The 17,777-nt window shown below is 43.4% G+C and carries 12 protein-coding genes and 1 pseudogene; 4 read left to right on the plus strand and 9 right to left on the minus strand.

Annotated elements, in window-relative coordinates:
- Positions 1–52: 52 nt before the first annotated feature.
- Both AB6E08_RS03530 and emrD read right to left on the minus strand, forming a co-directional pair.
- Positions 53–1,924, minus strand: a pseudogene (locus AB6E08_RS03530) (S9 family peptidase); the annotation flags it as partial.
- A gap of 331 nt (positions 1,925–2,255) precedes the next feature.
- Positions 2,256–3,461 (minus strand): multidrug efflux MFS transporter EmrD, encoded by a 1,206-nt coding sequence (emrD, locus tag AB6E08_RS03535; RefSeq protein WP_371707376.1) that lies wholly within the window; start codon positions 3,459–3,461, stop codon positions 2,256–2,258.
- Positions 3,462–3,974: 513 nt separating this feature from the next.
- Here emrD and AB6E08_RS03540 point away from each other — a divergent pair.
- Positions 3,975–6,092 (plus strand): methyl-accepting chemotaxis protein, encoded by a 2,118-nt coding sequence (locus AB6E08_RS03540; protein ID WP_017097702.1) that lies wholly within the window; start codon positions 3,975–3,977, stop codon positions 6,090–6,092.
- 144 nt (positions 6,093–6,236) lie between these two features.
- On the opposite strand, the gene AB6E08_RS03545 is transcribed toward AB6E08_RS03540, so the two are convergent.
- From AB6E08_RS03545 to dinG, 5 genes are all read right to left on the minus strand, one after another.
- Positions 6,237–7,370, minus strand: coding sequence for a cupin domain-containing protein (locus AB6E08_RS03545; RefSeq protein WP_102248925.1), 1,134 nt, complete (start codon positions 7,368–7,370; stop codon positions 6,237–6,239).
- 57 nt (positions 7,371–7,427) lie between these two features.
- Positions 7,428–7,598: a pleiotropic regulatory protein RsmS gene (gene rsmS / locus AB6E08_RS03550; RefSeq protein WP_009846328.1), complete on the minus strand. Its 171-nt coding sequence runs from the start codon at positions 7,596–7,598 to the stop codon at positions 7,428–7,430.
- On the minus strand, positions 7,588–8,136 hold the full coding sequence (locus tag AB6E08_RS03555) for a primosomal replication protein (RefSeq protein ID WP_009846329.1): 549 nt from the start codon (positions 8,134–8,136) through the stop codon (positions 7,588–7,590). Before AB6E08_RS03555 ends, rsmS begins: the two co-directional genes overlap by 11 nt.
- Positions 8,137–8,159: 23 nt before the next feature.
- Entirely contained in the window at positions 8,160–8,939 is a 780-nt protein-coding gene (locus tag AB6E08_RS03560) for a TSUP family transporter (RefSeq protein WP_009846330.1), read from the minus strand.
- Positions 8,940–9,067: 128 nt separating this feature from the next.
- Positions 9,068–11,143 (minus strand): ATP-dependent DNA helicase DinG, encoded by a 2,076-nt coding sequence (gene dinG, locus AB6E08_RS03565; protein ID WP_102248924.1) that lies wholly within the window; start codon positions 11,141–11,143, stop codon positions 9,068–9,070.
- A 513-nt stretch (positions 11,144–11,656) separates the two neighbouring features.
- Here dinG and AB6E08_RS03570 point away from each other — a divergent pair.
- Entirely contained in the window at positions 11,657–12,607 is a 951-nt protein-coding gene (locus AB6E08_RS03570) for a porin (RefSeq protein ID WP_102248923.1), read from the plus strand.
- A 95-nt stretch (positions 12,608–12,702) separates the two neighbouring features.
- On the plus strand, positions 12,703–13,365 hold the full coding sequence (locus AB6E08_RS03575) for a DUF2057 domain-containing protein (protein ID WP_102248922.1): 663 nt from the start codon (positions 12,703–12,705) through the stop codon (positions 13,363–13,365).
- Between the two features lie 80 nt (positions 13,366–13,445).
- Here the strand turns inward: AB6E08_RS03575 and AB6E08_RS03580 are convergent, their stop codons facing one another.
- Positions 13,446–14,174 carry a pseudouridine synthase gene (locus AB6E08_RS03580; protein ID WP_102248921.1) on the minus strand — a complete coding sequence of 243 codons (729 nt, stop codon included), beginning with the start codon at positions 14,172–14,174 and terminating at the stop codon, positions 13,446–13,448.
- A gap of 339 nt (positions 14,175–14,513) precedes the next feature.
- On the opposite strand from AB6E08_RS03580, the gene AB6E08_RS03585 reads away from it, so the two are divergent.
- Positions 14,514–16,739 carry an NADP-dependent isocitrate dehydrogenase gene (locus AB6E08_RS03585; RefSeq protein WP_009846335.1) on the plus strand — a complete coding sequence of 742 codons (2,226 nt, stop codon included), beginning with the start codon at positions 14,514–14,516 and terminating at the stop codon, positions 16,737–16,739.
- A 360-nt stretch (positions 16,740–17,099) separates the two neighbouring features.
- Here the strand turns inward: AB6E08_RS03585 and cspD are convergent, their stop codons facing one another.
- Positions 17,100–17,321 (minus strand): cold shock domain-containing protein CspD, encoded by a 222-nt coding sequence (gene cspD / locus AB6E08_RS03590; protein WP_009846336.1) that lies wholly within the window; start codon positions 17,319–17,321, stop codon positions 17,100–17,102.
- Positions 17,322–17,777: the final 456 nt, after the last annotated feature.

Here is a 17,777-nt window from a genome sequence, read left to right on the forward strand (position 1 = left end):
TTTATCGCCCAAACTGGTTAAATTTTAACAGTGACAACTATCCTGCCAGAGGGGGGTAGCTTTGATCCTTCACATTGTCATATGGTGAGTAACCTAGCATGTAATCGTAATAGGTTTTATCGTTCGGGTTGCCCCATTCATCATACTCGTTGGTGGTGAGAGGAATCGATTCGTCAAGCATGGTTGTGACAACGTCTACAAACGGAACATGTGCTCCGATGCCACGGTACAGTTCTGGTGCTTGGTTGATGATTACGCCCATCAATAGACCGCCAGCAGAACCACCAACGGCGAACACTTTATCTTGTGCGCCGTAGCCTTCTTCAACCAGCCCTTTGGTCACATCGATAAAGTCGTTGAACGTATTTTGTTTGGTCAGTTTTTTGCCATCTTCATACCAAGGGCGACCAAGCATTTCTGAACCGCGGATGTGAGCTATCGCAAAAACAAAACCTCTATCCAGTAGGCTTAGGCGAGTTGAGCTGAAGGTAGGTTCAATCGTAGAGCCGTAAGAGCCATAGCCGTATTGGTAGATTGGGTTAGTGCCGTCTTTCTTGAATAAGTCCTTACGATAAACCAGAGAGACAGGTACTTGCTTACCATCGCGAGCCGTTACCATGATTCGCTCTGATTGGTAGTTATCCGCTTCGAAATCACCCAATACAGGTGTTTGTTTCATGACTTCGGATTCTCCTGAACTTAGGTCGAAATCATAGTAAGTACCTGGCGTGGTTAAGCTGCTGTAATAGACGCGAACTTTTGAGTTATCTAATTCATAGTTACTTGTTAGGTAAGCAGCAAAAGCAGTGTCGTTAAATTCGAGTGGGAACTCTTTCCCTGTTGAGAGTTGACGAACTTTCACTGTAGACAAGCCATTCGCACGTTGCTCGTAAACCAGATGGTCATCAAACAGCTCGAAGTCAACAAGCTGAGTATTCTCGTCAGCAGGAATGACATCGACCCACTTAGAGCGGTCATGCATCTCTTCAGCAGTGACTTTCATTAAACGGAAGTTGACCGCTTGGTAGTTGGTGTAGATGTAGTACCAATCACCTAGCTTAGCGATGCTGTACTCGATACCCGTTTCTCGTGGGTAGAAAGCTTCAGCTTTAGCGTTTGGGTTGTTGGCATCTATGACTGAAACACCGCTGGTTTCTGTACTCGAGTGCCAAATGTAGACCTGTTCACCATCTTTGCTTTTGCTCAAAGAGGTGTAGTAAGCGCTGTCGGTTTCTTCGTAGATTAACTCATCGCTTGTCTGAGGTGTGCCCAAAACGTGACGGTAAACTTGATAACCAAGTAATGTTTGTGGATCTTTTTTGATGTAGTAAAAGGCTTGGTTGTCGTTTTGCCATGCAATCGCGCTCGAAGCCCCTTCAATTTCATCTGTTAGGTATTCACCTGTCGTGAGGTCTTTAATCTTGATGGTGTAAATACGGCGGCTCAGCGTGTCTTCGCCATAGGCCAACAAGTTTTCGCTTGGGCTGATCGTTAAGCCACCAATACTGAAAAATTCATGGTCTTTTGCTAGTTCGTTAATATCTAAGATGACTTGCTTGTCTGTACCTAAAAAGTCATTTTCACGCAAGTGAACTGGGTATTCGTTGTCACCTGTGACTTCATTCGAGTAATAGTAGCTGCCTTTGCGAACTGGAACCGAATGGTCGTCTTTTGCGATTCGGCCTTTGATCTCTTCAAATAACTGTTCTTGTGATGCTTCAGTGTGTTTCAGCACGGCCTCTGCGTACTGGTTTTCTTGCTCAAGATGCTGCAAGATCTCTGGGTCTTGGCGCTCATCATCACGCATCCAGTAATAATCATCGATTCGGGTATCACCATGAATCGTCATTGCATGAGGGACTTTCTTAGCTACGGGAGCTTGGGTTTGATGTGCGATGAGTTGCGATGGAGAGTTGTGGTCCATGGTTGTTATTCCTTGATTGCTGCATCCGGCGACAAGTGCGGCCGATACGGCTAATGTGGTTAAAGCGAAACGCATCTGTATATCCTATTGTGTACCTTACTCGTTTTAATGCCAGCATCCTTTAGTGGTTAGTTTTCTTCAAGTGATGTTATTTATAATTGGATTCTGGATTGGTACTTTCAGCGTAAGTGTCTGTTATTGTTTTCAATAAATCAAAGTAATGGTTAATGGAATCGATGGTAGATGTGAGCTGGGGGAAAACGTGCAATGAAAAAGGGACACACTTTTCAGTCTGTCCCTCTTCGTTGTTTGAGCTGAGGTAGAGTTTACTTTAGATAGCCAATGGCATTTCGTTTGAATGGTCAGGTTTACGATTAACCCAACGTAAACCAAGCATGGCGATGAATGACATTGCAATCATCAAGCAACCGAGCGGAAGTTGGTCTTGAGCTGGGAAGAACGAGGCCAGTAGTGTTGCGATGCCAGCACCTAGGTTTTGCATACCACCCAAAATCGCACCTCCAGTACCTGCGTGGTACGGGAATGGCGAAAGCGCCCCTGTTGTTGCCGCCGGGAATAAGATACCAGCGCCCAAAAAGTAAATCGTAGCACCACCAATCAAAGTTAATGCTGTTGTTTGACCAAATAGACCTGGTATCAACACCACGGTAGACCCTACCAAGATAGCAACTAGTCCAACATTCAGAGCGCGACGCTCAGAGCGACGTTGTGCGATGTAACTGGATAGGCCAGCACCGACTAAGTAACCTGGAATAGGTAATACAAACAACAAGCTTACTGTGGTTGCAGGCAAGCCAAGTACACCGCCAAGCAATACACCTGCCGCAGCTTCAAATACCGCTACACCTGCAAATGTTGCGACCAATACCAATAAGAAACCTTGAAAACGTTTGTCAGATAGAACGAATTTGTAGCTGTTGGCAACCGATTCATGTTTGCGTCGTTCTTTTGGCAGAGTTTCCATCATGCTCGTCATCATGGTGATCACCACTGCGATACCAAACAGCGCCAGGAACAAGTAGCTAGAACGCCAACCGAAAGCTTCTGTTAAGTACCCACCTAATACAGGAGCCATCAATGGTGAGAAAATCACACACATGCTAATTAAGCTGTTTGCGCGGTGCAGTTCTGCGCCTTCAAAACAGTCGCGAGTCAATGTACGAGACATCGCACCACCACAACCGATGCCCAAACCTTGTATAAAGCTACCTGCTAAAAACCATTCATATTCGTGAGCAAACAATGCCACCAAAGTACCGATGATGTAGATGAACAAACCGACGACGATGATTGGTTTGCGACCTAGGCGATCAGAAAGTGGACCGTATGCAAATTGCGACAGACCATAAGGGATCAGGTAGCACGCCATCACAGCTTGAAGCGAAGATGCTGAAACCAAGAACTCACCCGCCATATGACCGATAGAAGGCACGTACATCGTTTGAGTCATTTGACCCACGGCAGTCAGGATAGCGATTAAAAAGGTAAGTTTCGCTAATGGAAACGTGGCGGACATTTGCGTATCTCTCCAAAAATTAGGACGTAAAAAGCCTTGGCGTTCCATTAAGGAGAGCCAAATAAGTAAAGTAACCTGGGAATCTAGGCGCGAGATATTAGAGATTGAGCGTCTACTTAGCAACCAAAAAGTGTGAAGTTGATCAAGATAAAAATCTATAGCTTGGATTATAAAAACTAATCCGAATTTATTGAGGTTATAAAATAAAAAGGAGTCATTGGCTTCCTTGAAATGTTGCAATTGCTCTGAATCAATTTGCGTTATTCATGACCGGAAGCTTAGGCACAAAGAAGCCTAAGTCTGACAAGCTGAAAGCTCTTGAAATCAAAGCAATAACAGACAAAATACACGATTTATTAACATTTCTATAAACTTTCGTTTTATATGCACGTAATTTGTGCTGTAATTATCCGCTAAGCTATTCGTCTAACTCATTCACATTGTGCATAGCAGTTTGTTACTAATGTGATGGTTACGGTTATGGAAGTCTTTTGGCTTAAATAAGGATATTAAATGCGCTCTCTATCAGTACAGTGGAAAATAACCCTCTTAGCAGGTTGTTGTTTAATCATTACGTCACTGTCTCTCATTGGTTTCTCGATCTACAACGCGACGAGCAATCAACAGGTCATAAAATCTCAAAGCTCAGAATCAGTGATTAACAAAACTCAACAGTTGTTGGCATCCGTTTCTCAGCTTAATGCTCAGGAAACTCAACGTTATGTCGATGAAGCTATTTATCGAGCAGAAATGTTGGCTTCTAGTGCTCAGTTTCTAAAGAACAACGCAGACGAAAACTTTACCCCAAGTGAAGAGCTTCGTACTGCGTTAGATGAAATGGTTCGTCGTTCTGTTTTGAACTTTGATTCTATTCAAGGAGCTTACCTAGTCTTCAAGCCCGATTTACTTGATGCTGAAGATGCGAATTATGTCGATGCGGATTATGTCGGCTCGAATGAAAGAGGGCGTTTTGCTCCTTATTGGAAGGTCGCAGATAATGGCGAGAACGTTCTTCCAAACGTGTTATCAGAATCAACATTGAGTGATAACAGCAATAGCGAACGCTTTTTCTGTCCTTTGTCATCTGGACAAACGTGTATTAGTACGCCAAGAGTTGTGAGTAGCGGTGGTCAAGAACTGCTTACGTCTTCGATTTCGGTGCCTATCATCGTTGATGATGTGGCGATTGGTTTCTTGGGCATCGACTTAAGGCTCGATGGTTTAACCAATGTTGTCACTCAATCGGATCAAAGCTTGTTTGAAGGTGCAGGCGCGGTTTACGTCGTTAGCTTAGACGGTTCCGTTATCGCTTCTGATGATCAAAGTATTGCGGTTGGTTCGAGTTTTCAAAGCAACAATACAAGTAGTGATCTAATGACGGACTTTATCTTTGGTGGCGAAGTCACGACTCAATGGAGTGAGAATGGTGAGTGGTTACTCGCATTTGCACCTGTTGTTGCCGCCAACCAAACTTGGGGTGTGCTGTTTGAGATTCCAAGAGAGAGTGTGGTTGCTGACGCGAATCAATTGGATGCCATTATTAGTACTAAGCTAAGTGAAGGTATTAAGACTGAAGTGATTGCGGGTATTAGCTTTATTCTTTTCGGTCTAGCGATCATCGCTTTTGCTTCACTGTCCATTGTTAAGCCTATTCGACAGGTGGTTGAGAGACTGAACGATATTGCTTCTGGTGAAGGTGATTTAACGCAACGCTTGGAAGTGAAATCTCAAGACGAAATTGGTCAGTTGTCACAAGGGTTTAACCTGTTCTTAGACAAGCTTCAACACACGATTAAAGAGGTGATTCAGACCACTGAGCAAGTGGCGAGCACGACAAGTCAAGCGAAGGCCTCGGCATCAAGCACTCGTGAAAGTAGTGAGTCTCAGTTTAAAGAAGTAGATCTTGTGGCGACCGCGGCAGAAGAGATGACTCAGACTTCGGGCTTAGTGGTACAAAATGCTGAAATAGCTGTTGATGCGGCTTGCGAGGCAAATCGTTCTGCTCAGCAAGGCCAACAGGTTATCGAGCTTTCTGCCGGTGAAATGAGAAAGCTGGTGGATCGTATGTCGAGCGCCGTGCCTATTGTTGAAGAGTTGGCTAAAAATAACGGTAACATCACTGAGATCTTAAGTGTGATTGAAGGGATCTCTGAGCAAACCAACTTACTGGCATTGAATGCCGCGATTGAAGCGGCTCGTGCAGGTGAGCAAGGTCGAGGTTTTGCCGTCGTTGCTGATGAGGTAAGAAATCTCGCAAGCCGCACACAGTCATCGGTTGGTGAAATCAGAGCGGTGATCGACAAAGTCCACGCGGGCACTCAAGATGTCGTTGAAGCGATACAAGAAGGTAATATTCTCGCTAACGACACGGCATTACATGTTCAAAAAGCGGTCGAAGATCTGGGTTCGATCTTTACTTCTATAGAAGCGATCAGTGATATGAACAACCAGATCGTGAGAGCGGCAGAAGAGCAACAATCGGTTTCCGGTGAAGTGAACCAAAGTGTCGTTAATATCCGTGATTTGAGTGCGAAGATCTTGGATCAAGCCGCAGCTTCTGAACAAGTGGGTAGCGAAATTGACCAACTGTCCCAACAGCAGCAGAAATTGGTTAATCAGTTCAAGGTTTAGTCTAGTTGTTCACTGTATAGCTTTTAAGCTTAGTTAACAATTGAATAGAAAAAGGGACAAATGAAAATTTCATTTGTCCCTTTTATTTTTCTTGGGTTCTAACGCTCTAGGGCTTGGCGATATCCGCGAAACCGATTAACGAAGTTAGTCTTCGATAAACCAGTAACCTTTATTCACCAATTCCGTCACGACGGTTACACCTGAAGGAGAAAGATTAGTTGTTGAGTTAATTACCGAATCATCACACAGTACGTTTAGTAGCGAAGAATCAGCCTGTTCAACTTTAACGACTTCTCCATTGATGTAAGCTGTGTTGCTTTCATTCTCATGGTATAGCGCCTTTAACCCCGATACTCGACAGATCTCGCCTTCTGACTCTAAGTGTTGGGCGATCTCTTCTTCTGTCCATAATGGATCAGGAGCGACGATATCTAGCTGGTGGCGTGATTGGCTTAGCAGACACCCCATGAATTCACTGATGGTTTCAGGTTGCTCTAGTGCAGATTTCAACATGTCAGTGAGATTGCTTAAATCCGATGAACGAATTTTGCCGTAGCCTTCTTGCGTTTTGAACTCTGGATCATGCAGGTGAACATCACCCATATCATGAGCAAGTACAAAGTCGGCAAAGTTGCTGATCAGCTCTTGTTCTTTAGGGGAGCGGTAGCCAATAGAGTAGCTCATTGACGGCTCTAAAGTATTCCCTTCATGCGGGAAACCTGGTGGGATATAAAGGATATCGCCTGGCTCTAAAGTTTCATCAATGATCGGGTCAAAACCTTTGATTTGACGAAGTGCAGAAGCTTGAACGGTCTCTTTGTATTGGCCAATATCTTTTGCGCCGACTTTCCACTGGCGTTTACCTTGGCCTTGAATGATGAATACATCGTATTGATCAATATGGGGGCCTACGCCGCCTTCTGGTGCTGAATAGCAGATCATTAGATCGTCGAATAACCAGTTTGGTAACGCTTGGAACGCTTCAGTCAGCTGATTGGCACCCTGATGCCAGTGGTTAGCCGCTTGAACGATCAATTGCCAATGTGTTTCAGTGAGTTCGCCAAACTTCTCTTCTGAGAATGGACCATGTTCTGCAGTCCATTGATTGTCGAGGTTAGAGACAAAGCGAGAATCCACTTCTTCTTCCATCGATAAACCAGCAAGTTCTTCCGGCGAAATTGGGTCGACGAAGTTTTGGAAGCCACCTTTCAAGATGGTTGGTTTTTTATGCCAGTAGTTTTCAAGAAATTCGGGCATAGAAAAGCTAAGTTGGTACATGTGAATCCTGTATGTTTTTATGCTAGATGCTAGATGCTAGATGCTAGATGCTAGATGCTAGATGCTAGATGCTAGTTTGGCTTGTAAATCTTGTTGGACAATCTTAATTGCTTCTAACGCAACCTTTGGGTCGATTTCGTTGCTTTCGAGCAGATAGATCAGGTCGACAGCTAACTTAACTTCTTCTGGGGCGTTATCCAGTGGTGATGATGGGTTATCAGTGTTCATTTCGCTTGGGGTTCTCTAAGTTAATCAGTCTCTCAATATTTTTCATTGAGTCTTCGCAGCGTTCTAATCGTTCTTTTGCTAATTGCCAAGCCTCGTCCGCTTTTTTCTTACTGTGGCGAGGCGCAGAATCAAACGCTAACTTGCGTACTCGTACTAAATCGACCAGTCGCTTTTGCCAATCCTGGTGCTGAGCGAGTTCGTTGTATAGGTCGTTAAGGTTTTTTCCTGACTTACTTTTTCGATCTAACCTTAAATCATGGTTGGCTAGTTCTCTTTGGATTGCAGCTATCTGATTAGTGAGTTTTTCTGTCAGGTAGTTGGCCCGAGAAGCAGTAAGTTGGTTTGTCGCTTGTTCTCGAACAATAGTGTTGTACGTTGCCTGAGTTTCGAGTGCGTAGGGCAGTAAAATAGAAGAGCTGCACTTAAACAAGGTTCTATCGAACAAGGCTTGATGATAAGCCCCTCGAGATTTATCAACCTGCGAGCAATGGCCAATTAAGGTATCAATGACGCTTTTTAATTTAGAGAAATGATTCATTTTACTTACCTTGGGCGACTGGGCTATAAGGTTACAAACCACGCTTCGTAAGCCAGCTTAATCGCAAGTACGCTTACAACAGTAACAAAAACAGGTCGTATAAATGTAGCACCGAAACGAATAGCAGAATGTGCCCCAACAAATGCTCCAGCCATCAAACAAAGACCCATAGTTAAACCAAGAACCCAATCAATATGACCAAGAATTGCGAAGGTAACCAAAGACGTAAAGTTACTGGTAAAGTTCATGGCTTTAGATAGACCTGAAGCAAGTAAGATATTGAGACGATAAAGCGCCATCGAGCTCACAGTCCAAAAAGCGCCGGTTCCTGGGCCTGCAACACCATCATAAAAGCCGAGAATGAATCCTTGGTACTTTTGCTTTCTCTTGAGTACCGGGCACGGTTTAGGAGACACATTATGGCTCACATCTGGAGTCTTATGAAAAATGGTATAGACAGCAGCGGCAAGAATAACTAATGGCAATACCTTCTCTAACCACTCTGTACTAATGGCATCAACAGTCAGGGTGCCGATTGTTGCACCTATTAAAGTAGATATGAAAGCATTGACCCAACATTCGGGTTTGAACAGCTTCTTGCGATAGTAAGTAAAAGCGGCTGTTGATGAGGCGAATGTTGCGGCCAGCTTATTAGTACCGAGTGCAATGTGTGGTGGTAAACCAAGCGATAGCAAAGCTGGTACAGTTAACATTCCTCCGCCACCGGCGACAGCATCAATAAAGCCTGCAGCAAATGCAACCAAGGCAAGTATGACCAACATGGTTGGCTCAATCATTTCCATAAATAGCTAGTGTTCTCGTTATCGGCTGTTCGGGCAGCCACATGAAGAATCGAGGGATTAGTCATGCTGGGTTGTGAATGCAAGGGCCTAGTGATGGCAGGCCCATAACTACCACGAGGGTAGGAAAATTAGTATTTTATTGTTCTTTTAAAAGGCGGTAGCGAATCGAGTAGGGACTTTCCGTATCGCTTCGTGACTATGCGTCTATCAAGGATCGTGACTTTACCAGAATCTCGTTCTTTACGCAGCAATCTACCCACAGATTGAATAAGCTTTTTACTCGCTTCTGGAACAGTAATCTGCATAAAAGGATTACCGCCACGAGATTCAATATATTCTGAATGTGCCCGCTCTACAGGTGAGGTAGGAACACCAAAAGGGATCTTGGTAATAACAAGGTTTTCAAGTAGCTCGCCAGGCAGATCAAGACCTTCAGAAAAGCTACCCGTTCCAAAAAGAACGCTGGTTTTACCTTGGTCTATGAGCTTTTTATGTTTTTTTAGGATTTCAGTTCGTGAGGTATCCCCCTGAACCTGTAACGCCCACGACTTTTTAACGAAATCTGTTGCCAAAGCTTCTGCCACTTGGTTCATTTGCCAATAAGAAGAGAATAGAATGAGATTGGCTTTGTTGTCTTCTATTACCTTAGGCAAAATTTCAATAAGATATTCGGTAAACTGAGGTGCTTGTGGCTCGTACTTCATTGCTGGCACGATTAACTCCGCTTGGTTCTGATAATCAAACGGCGATGCCAAAGCAAGAAATTGTACGCCATCTTCTGCTTTTTGACTGATACCTGATTGATGACAAAAAAAGCTGAAAGAGTTGAGTGCTCTCATGGTCGCAGATACTAACACTGCACCAACACAACGACTCCAAATCTGTTGGTCCAGTTGCCAACCGACTTCTAATGGTGAGACATTAACAACAAAGTCTCCCTCGCTTTCTTTGCTTAATTCAAGCCAACGAGCCAAAGGCGCCCCTTTTTCTCTCTTAGGTTCAGCCATTAATCGCCAAACTTGAGCAAGGTTTTCTGTTCTTTGTATATAAAAGCCAATTTCGGCAAGCGCAGGCTCTGCAAGCTTTGCTGAAAGCTCTCCGTCTTTAACTCGTTCTGCAATCAAGTCTGCAATTTTTGCTACGGCTTGGCTCGCCTTTTGCGTTAATTGTTTGAGATCTTTCGATTCGCTTTCTAACCATTCAGGTAAGTCACCATGCTCGAAGCGATACAAGCCATCTTCGAAGTGGCTAGCGTCAAACTGTTTGCTCATTTTAGTCAGAGTCGGGATCAGTTGTTGTACTGAGTCTTGCAACTCATTTCTAAATCGATGAACACGTTTCTCGTCTGCTAGCCCCGAAAGCTTAGTGATCGATTGATTCAAACGCTCTAACCAAGAGGCAGCACCTTTTAAGCTTGCGGCAGCAGAGGAGTGATCTCTCGCTACGTGTGGCAAGTGGTGAGCTTCATCAAATATATAGATGCTATTTTCTGGTTCTGGCAGTATCACACCGCCGCCTAGGTCCGCATCAGCCATCACTAAACTGTGGTTGGCGATAATCACGTCGGCTTTATCTAGCTCTGAGCGCGCTTTTTGGAAAGGGCAGTCTCTGTGCGTAGGCATACTGTTGTTACAGCTGTGCTTATCACTGACAATCATCTGCCAAATCATGTTGTCGATAGGTTTTGGCCACGAATCACGGTCACCATCCCATTTACCTTGGGTGAGGCTGCGGTACATGGTTTGCAGTTGCTCGATGTCTTTCTTTTTTGGTTTGGACTCGAACATCGCCATTTGACCACCATCAACCCCACACGCAGCGGCCAACTTCTCTGTACAACAATAACGCTGCCTTCCTTTCGCTAAGATGAAAGAAAACTCTCTATCAGTAAGTCGTCTATATAGAGGGAGATCTTTATTGACGAGTTGTTCTTGTAGCGCAACGGTCGCTGTTGAAATGACGATTTTACGATTGTTGAGCACGGCGACAGGAATTGTTGCCATTAAATAAGCCAGTGACTTCCCGATCCCGGTACCTGCTTCAGCAACAATCATGCGATTACTTTTGTGGTATTGACCACAAAGTGTCTTCGCTATTTCTGCAACAAGGTAATTTTGAGCACGTCGAGGTACAAAGTTATCCAACTGATCTTGGAGGTTTTGATAACTGGTGCGTATAGAATTTTGAATTTTAGTAGTTAGCATACTGTGACCTACGTAACGGAGCGAGGATAGTAGCACATATCACTAGTCGGTACATTTACCGCAAAATAGCTTGCTTTTGAATCAAAGGTAGATCTCGTTCACAAAAAAAAACTGAACCTTCAGGAACTTAACGATTTTATTTATGTTACGAAATATATATATTAAAAAATCGCACGATGCAGGCGTTAAGTTCTGTTAATTACGATTTAAACCTAAATTAGTGGAGTATTATGCTGAGTTGTTCTTTATTTGGGCTATTATATTTCCCTTTAAATTTAAGGGTAAGTTGCTCGTAAAATGATGAAAAAAAATGTAAACCTATGATTTTTATGTATTTTTGTTTTTTTTAGGTTTGTTTTTAGTTTATTTGACACGCAGGATAATCTTTTGCAATCTAGACCACGAAATTTAGTGGCGGTGATTAACTACCAAAGAGTAGTAATGACCAGTCATAAAAAATAAAAGGGAACCGGGCAAGGATCTCCCATTCTTAGAAAAGGCAGTGGATTTATTATGAAAAAGACTCTATTAGCTCTAGCAGTTATGACAGCAGCTGGTTCTGCAAACGCAGCAATCGAACTTTACAACCAAGATGGTGTAACGGTAAACCTGAAAGGCGACATCGAAGTTGTTTACAAGAACTCTCTAACGACTAGTTCAATGGAACAAAGAATCGAAGACGCTGATTTCGGTTTTGACATTAAATACATGGTTAATGATGAGTGGAAAGTTGGCGCTTACTGGGAATTTGACGGTTCTCCGTCTACCAACTCAAAGAAAGCTCAAAGCGGCGATGCTTATGTTGCGGCATACCACAATACTATGGGCTCTATCAAGTTTGGTCGTACATGTACAGCTGTCGATGACCTAGGTATCGGTAAAGATGAAGCGTTTGGTATTGCAACACTTTTAGACGCAGCAACAAATGAGTGTGCTGACGAAGCTATTCGTTACGATTACGACAATGGCGACCTGTACGCGACATTAGGTTACGTTCAAGATAAAGTTGATAACGATACGAAGAAAGATACTGCAGCGACAAACAACACATATTACGACGTTCGTGTTGGTTACCGTTTTACTGATATCGACCTTTCTGCTTTCGTTGCTAACCTGGACGCTGACAAGGCGAATATGGATCACCAAGGTTACGGTGCTGAGCTAGTATTCTCTGGTATCGAGAACGTTTACCTATCTACAGCATACTACGGTGTAACGTCTGATAAAGCTAACGATGACACTTCAACAATCGCATTTGCTGCTGGTTACACTATGGGTCTTTGGGGCTTCAACACTGGTTACTCAATCGGTGACCATGATGATAACGCTAAGGACGCAGATGTTTGGTTTGTAAACTCAACTTACGCTGTTGCGCCTAACACTAAAGTGTACGCAGAAGTGGGTGGCTCTGATGTTAAAAATTCAAAGACTGGTTTAGCTCTTGGTGTTGAAGCATCATTCTAATTGACCTAGTCATTTAGCCTTAGAAAAAAAGCCACCTTAGGGTGGCTTTTTTGTTAGGATAAAGAGCAGTTTATTCGATTTGAAAGAGAGATATGATGAAGAAAGTAATGTTAGCTTTGGGCTTGCTTACAAGCGTTATTGGCAGTGTAAGTGCGGCAACCCTAACGCCTCAGAAAGGCGTATCAATTCTGTACATTAATGGCCAAGCTGCTCAAAATAAAATCAGCGAAAACCAGATTAATGAAGGTTTTAACCAGGTTTTAGTTCGCTTTGATAAAAAATTTGGTAACAGCGGCGTTTACTCTTCGGCCCCTTATGTTTTGAATTTTGATGTTACTGGTGAAGAGGTTGAAATTAAGTCTCCAAAAGTACGTAGCTATATGGAAGCTGAGAAAATCTTTGAAGCTGTGAATCCATCATGGGTCGTTTTGCAGGATGAAGTCGCCATTAAATATCAACAAGATGTTATTAAACGTAAGCCCGGTTTTGCGCCGCTTGGCGGGCTAGAGTCTCGACTGGCTGAGCACAATGAAAGTAAGGCAGTATATTTCAAAGATGGTGTGTTACTTGATAAACCAGCGGAAGCTGTGGTTTTAGCTTCTGTGGTAAACGATACGGCCGCACAAACAAGTAGCAAAACTCAGAAACCAGTGAAACTGGCTGACACACATAATGTTGAGCAATTGCAGGCTTGGTATATCAAAGCTTCTAAGCAAGAACGCAAAGAATTCCGTAAATGGATGATTGACCAAGAGTAATCAATCTTCATCTACAAAAAAGCGAGACTAATAAGAGTCTCGCTTTTGCTATATTAGTACTTTTTCTGTATCAGTAAGAGCTAAATCTCTTTCCATTCACCTGGCTGAAGCTGACCCACGTTCATATTGCCCATTGAGTAGCGGATTAGACGCAGGGTAGGGAAGCCTATGTTTGCCGTCATTCGTCTTACCTGGCGGTTACGTCCTTCGATGATGGTAATCGCTAACCATGTTGTTGGTATCGCCGCTCTGAAGCGCACAGGAGGAGTTCTTTCCCAAACCTGAGGTTCTTGCATCACTTCTACTTCTGCAGGTAATGTCATACCATCTTTTAGCTCAACACCTTTTCTCAATTTATCTAAATCTTTCTCAGAAGGCGCACCTTCAACCTGTACCCAGTAAGTCTTGGTCGATTTTGAGTTCGGCTGAGTCAACTTAGCTTGAAAGATGCCATCATTGGTCAAGACCAATAAACCTTCACTATCGCGGTCTAAGCGACCAGCAGCATAAACATCTTTTACGGGAATAAAATCCGCTAGCGTTTTTCTACCTTCGCCATCAGTGAACTGGCTGAGAGTATCGAAAGGCTTATTGAACAGAATTACTTTGCGATCTTCGGGTGCTACCTTAGGCTTTGCGTTGGTAGGTTTGCCTTTATATCGGTGTTTGCTGGAGTGCGGTTTTTTGTGTGAACTGCCAGTGTCATTTTTGCCACTGTGTTGATTCTGTCTATTACCGCTTTGTTTTAATGTGGTACCAGAACGAGCCGGTTTGTCTGAACGAGATGCGCTGCGTGAGCGAGTAGACATGTTAACTACCTTGCAAAAATGTAAACGAAGTGTGCCGAAAAGTTTTCATAGAAACGGAATTGAGCTATCATTTGCGCGCCTAAAAGACACAAAATAGAACAAGTTGATGGACTCTTAAGCCTGATTTGTTTAATTATACCTTCGTGTCTTATTATAACTGGCTCTTTTATTAAAACAATGCACTCACGGATTTGGCTCATGCTGTCGTCAAGATTGCATGAAAAATAAGATAGAGTACGACTATCGAGTAAGCAGTTTTCACTCTTAGAGTGGCTTACTGGTCAATTTATAACACTCTCACTGCTTTAAGTGAGCTTGTAAGAACTATAGGGAAATTTCATGCCTACTGAAAAACCAACGATCATCTATACCATTACTGACGAAGCTCCAGCGCTAGCAACTTACTCTCTGCTGCCTATCATTCAATCTTTTACGGCTTCTTCTGGTATTAACGTTGATACTCGCGACATTTCACTTGCAGGGCGCATTATTGCCAACTTCCCTGACTACCTGAACGAAGAGCAACGTATTGGTGATGCATTAGCAGAACTAGGTGAATTGGCTAAGACACCAGAAGCGAACATCATCAAGCTTCCAAACATCTCTGCATCGGTTCCTCAACTTCAAGCAACAATCAAAGAGCTTCAGTCAAAAGGTTACGCACTTCCTAATTACCCAGAAGAAGCAAACACTGACGAAGAGAAAGCCGTTAAAGCGACTTACGATAAAATCAAAGGCAGTGCTGTAAACCCTGTGTTACGTGAAGGTAACTCGGATCGCCGCGCTCCACTTTCTGTTAAAAACTACGCGAAGAAGAACCCACACTCAATGGGTGCTTGGTCTGCGGATTCTAAGTCGCACGTTTCAAGTATGGACGACAAAGACTTCTTCGGCAGCGAAAAGTCAGTAACAATTGAAGGTGCTACAGAAGTTAGCATTGAATTCGTTGGTAAAGATGGTGCGAAGAAAACTCTGAAGCCCGCTTTTGCATTGCAAGATAAAGAGATCATTGATGCGTCAGTGATGAACAAGGCCGCTTTGGTTGCGTTCTTCGAGAAAGAGATCGCATCAGCTAAAGAGCAAGGTGTACTGCTTTCTCTTCACATGAAAGCGACGATGATGAAAGTATCTGACCCTGTGATCTTTGGTCATGCAGTTAAGGTTTACTACAAAGACGTATTCGCTAAGCACGGTCAACTGTTTGAAGAGCTTGGTGTTGATGTAAACAACGGCATCGGCGATGTATACGCAAAAATTGCTGCGCTTCCTCAAGAGCAGAAAGAAGCTATTGAAGCTGACCTACAAGCGGTATACGAGACTCAACCACCACTAGCGATGGTTGATTCGGATCGCGGCATTACTAACCTACACGTTCCAAGCGACATCATTGTTGATGCATCTATGCCTGCAATGCTGCGTTCTTCAGGTCAAATGTGGGATCCAGAAGGTAAGCAGAAAGACACGAAAGCTATGATCCCTGATCGCAGCTACGCAAGCATCTACCAAGCAGTTATTGATTTCTGCAAAGAGAATGGTGCTTTCGACCCTACAACGATGGGTAGTGTACCAAACGTTGGCTTGATGGCTCAAAAAGCCGAAGAGTACGGTTCTCACGATAAGACTTTTATCCTTGAAGCTGCTGGTCAGGTTCAAGTTGTTGACGCTTCAGGCGTTGTGCTTCTAGAGCAAGACGTAGAGGAAGGTGATATCTTCCGTATGTGTCAGGTTAAAGATGCACCGATTCAAGACTGGGTTAAGCTAGCGGTAACTCGTGCTCGTGCTTCGGGTGTTCCTGCAGTATTCTGGCTAGACGCGTCTCGCGCGCATGATGCTCAGCTTATTAAGAAAGTTGACGCTTACCTTCCTGAATATGATACCGATGGTCTTGAAATTAAGATCCTTGCTCCTTTAGAAGCAACTCAGTACTCACTGGTTCGTATCAAAGAAGGCCTAGATACTATTTCGGTTACAGGTAACGTATTACGTGATTACCTAACGGATTTGTTCCCGATTCTAGAGCTTGGTACGTCAGCTAAAATGCTATCGATTGTTCCACTTATGAACGGTGGCGGCCTGTTTGAAACAGGTGCTGGCGGTTCTGCGCCTAAGCATGTTCAACAAGTAGAGAAAGAAAACCACCTGCGTTGGGACTCTCTTGGTGAGTTCTTGGCACTAGCGGCATCTCTAGAGCACCTAAGCGTAGTAACGGGGAATGCTAAGGCACAAGTTCTCGCTGACGCGCTTGATAAAGCGACGGGTGAATTCCTAGATAACAACAAGTCCCCTTCACGTCGAGTGGGTGAGCTTGATAACCGTGGTAGCCACTACTACCTTGCAGCATACTGGGCGAAAGCGCTGGCTGAGCAAACGGTTGACGCTGACCTTGCTGCTGAGTTCGCAGGTGTTGCAACTCAATTGGCTGAAAGTGAAGAAGCTATTGTTGCTGAGCTGAATAACGCTCAAGGTCCAGCTGGCGACTTAGGCGGTTATTACCTACTTGATGATGCATTGGTTTCATCACTAATGCGCCCAAGCTCAACGCTAAACGCATTTATTGACGCATAGTGATTGGACTCATCGTTAGTAAGTCATGAACATGATTTACTAACGAGTTGCTTGGTCTGGCAGTTAAGTCACAGATAAAGTCAAAACGAAAGACGCTTTAATGATAACGTTAAAGCGTCTTTTTTTATTCATAATGCTTCCTAGACCTAGACCTAGACCTAGACCTAGACCTAGACCTAGACCTAGACCTGCTAAAGGGATCTCTCGGACGATTTGTACTGGTGAATAGCTTTTAGCTCTCAGATCGAAAAACCGCCCATTTAAGCCTGTATTACAGGTATGAAATGAGCGGTTTCAATGTTCTGCTTACCTGACAGTCGTTTATTAAGACTGATAGAGGTCTACATGTTTGGCAATCGCCTATTTTACGGCGCTGCCTTCTACAGGAACAACGGAGCTAGCATGGGAGCCTTTAGGTCCACTTTCTACTTCATAATCGACCTGTTGACCTGCCTTTAAGGTTCGATAACCTTCCATTTGTATTGTGGAGTAGTGCGCGAAAATATCGCCATCTTCACCTTCTGGACAAATAAAACCAAACCCTTTGGCATTGTTAAACCATTTTACTGTACCTGTAGCCATGCTATACATCCCTCATGCATTTTGTTACTAACGTTGTTATATCAAATCAATGTAAGTTCGATTGATATTATTCCTATCAACTAAACAATTTCAGCTGATAGCTTGAATCTCATACATTGCTTACGGAAATTAACGCTACCCTGCGTAATTATTCCTTATTATAAATTTTTAACGCTTATTACTAGGTTTAGAATCGTGTTACGAAGTTGTATCAGAAAAACCTTTTAGCTCCAATGTAGCTAATGATTGAGTACAGTCAATAGCAAATTGGTATAAAAATGATCAATTTTAATAACAAATCACATTCGAGATTGGCTGCATACTATTAACTAAATAGTAACTTAACGACGATCTTATCGTCACCATCAATAGTTGTGGTGTCTTTTTAATCAATCACATATGTTAATCCTGTTAATCGAGATCTTTTATTTGCAGCGATGGAAATGGTGGATTAGG

This window comes from Vibrio sp. 10N.247.310.24, assembly GCF_041467175.1.
Taxonomy (GTDB): domain Bacteria; phylum Pseudomonadota; class Gammaproteobacteria; order Enterobacterales; family Vibrionaceae; genus Vibrio; species Vibrio tasmaniensis_A.

Excerpts from the sequence above, each read along its gene's own strand:
- emrD (WP_371707376.1), bottom strand. The coding sequence starts at position 3,461 with ATGTCCGCCACGTTTCCATTAGCGAAACTTACCTTTTTAATCGCTATC.
- AB6E08_RS03540 (WP_017097702.1), top strand. The coding sequence starts at position 3,975 with ATGCGCTCTCTATCAGTACAGTGGAAAATAACCCTCTTAGCAGGTTGT.
- AB6E08_RS03545 (WP_102248925.1), bottom strand. The coding sequence starts at position 7,370 with ATGTACCAACTTAGCTTTTCTATGCCCGAATTTCTTGAAAACTACTGG.
- rsmS (WP_009846328.1), bottom strand. The coding sequence starts at position 7,598 with ATGAACACTGATAACCCATCATCACCACTGGATAACGCCCCAGAAGAA.
- AB6E08_RS03555 (WP_009846329.1), bottom strand. The coding sequence starts at position 8,136 with ATGAATCATTTCTCTAAATTAAAAAGCGTCATTGATACCTTAATTGGC.
- AB6E08_RS03560 (WP_009846330.1), bottom strand. The coding sequence starts at position 8,939 with ATGGAAATGATTGAGCCAACCATGTTGGTCATACTTGCCTTGGTTGCA.
- dinG (WP_102248924.1), bottom strand. The coding sequence starts at position 11,143 with ATGCTAACTACTAAAATTCAAAATTCTATACGCACCAGTTATCAAAAC.
- AB6E08_RS03570 (WP_102248923.1), top strand. The coding sequence starts at position 11,657 with ATGAAAAAGACTCTATTAGCTCTAGCAGTTATGACAGCAGCTGGTTCT.
- AB6E08_RS03575 (WP_102248922.1), top strand. The coding sequence starts at position 12,703 with ATGAAGAAAGTAATGTTAGCTTTGGGCTTGCTTACAAGCGTTATTGGC.
- AB6E08_RS03580 (WP_102248921.1), bottom strand. The coding sequence starts at position 14,174 with ATGTCTACTCGCTCACGCAGCGCATCTCGTTCAGACAAACCGGCTCGT.
- AB6E08_RS03585 (WP_009846335.1), top strand. The coding sequence starts at position 14,514 with ATGCCTACTGAAAAACCAACGATCATCTATACCATTACTGACGAAGCT.
- cspD (WP_009846336.1), bottom strand. The coding sequence starts at position 17,321 with ATGGCTACAGGTACAGTAAAATGGTTTAACAATGCCAAAGGGTTTGGT.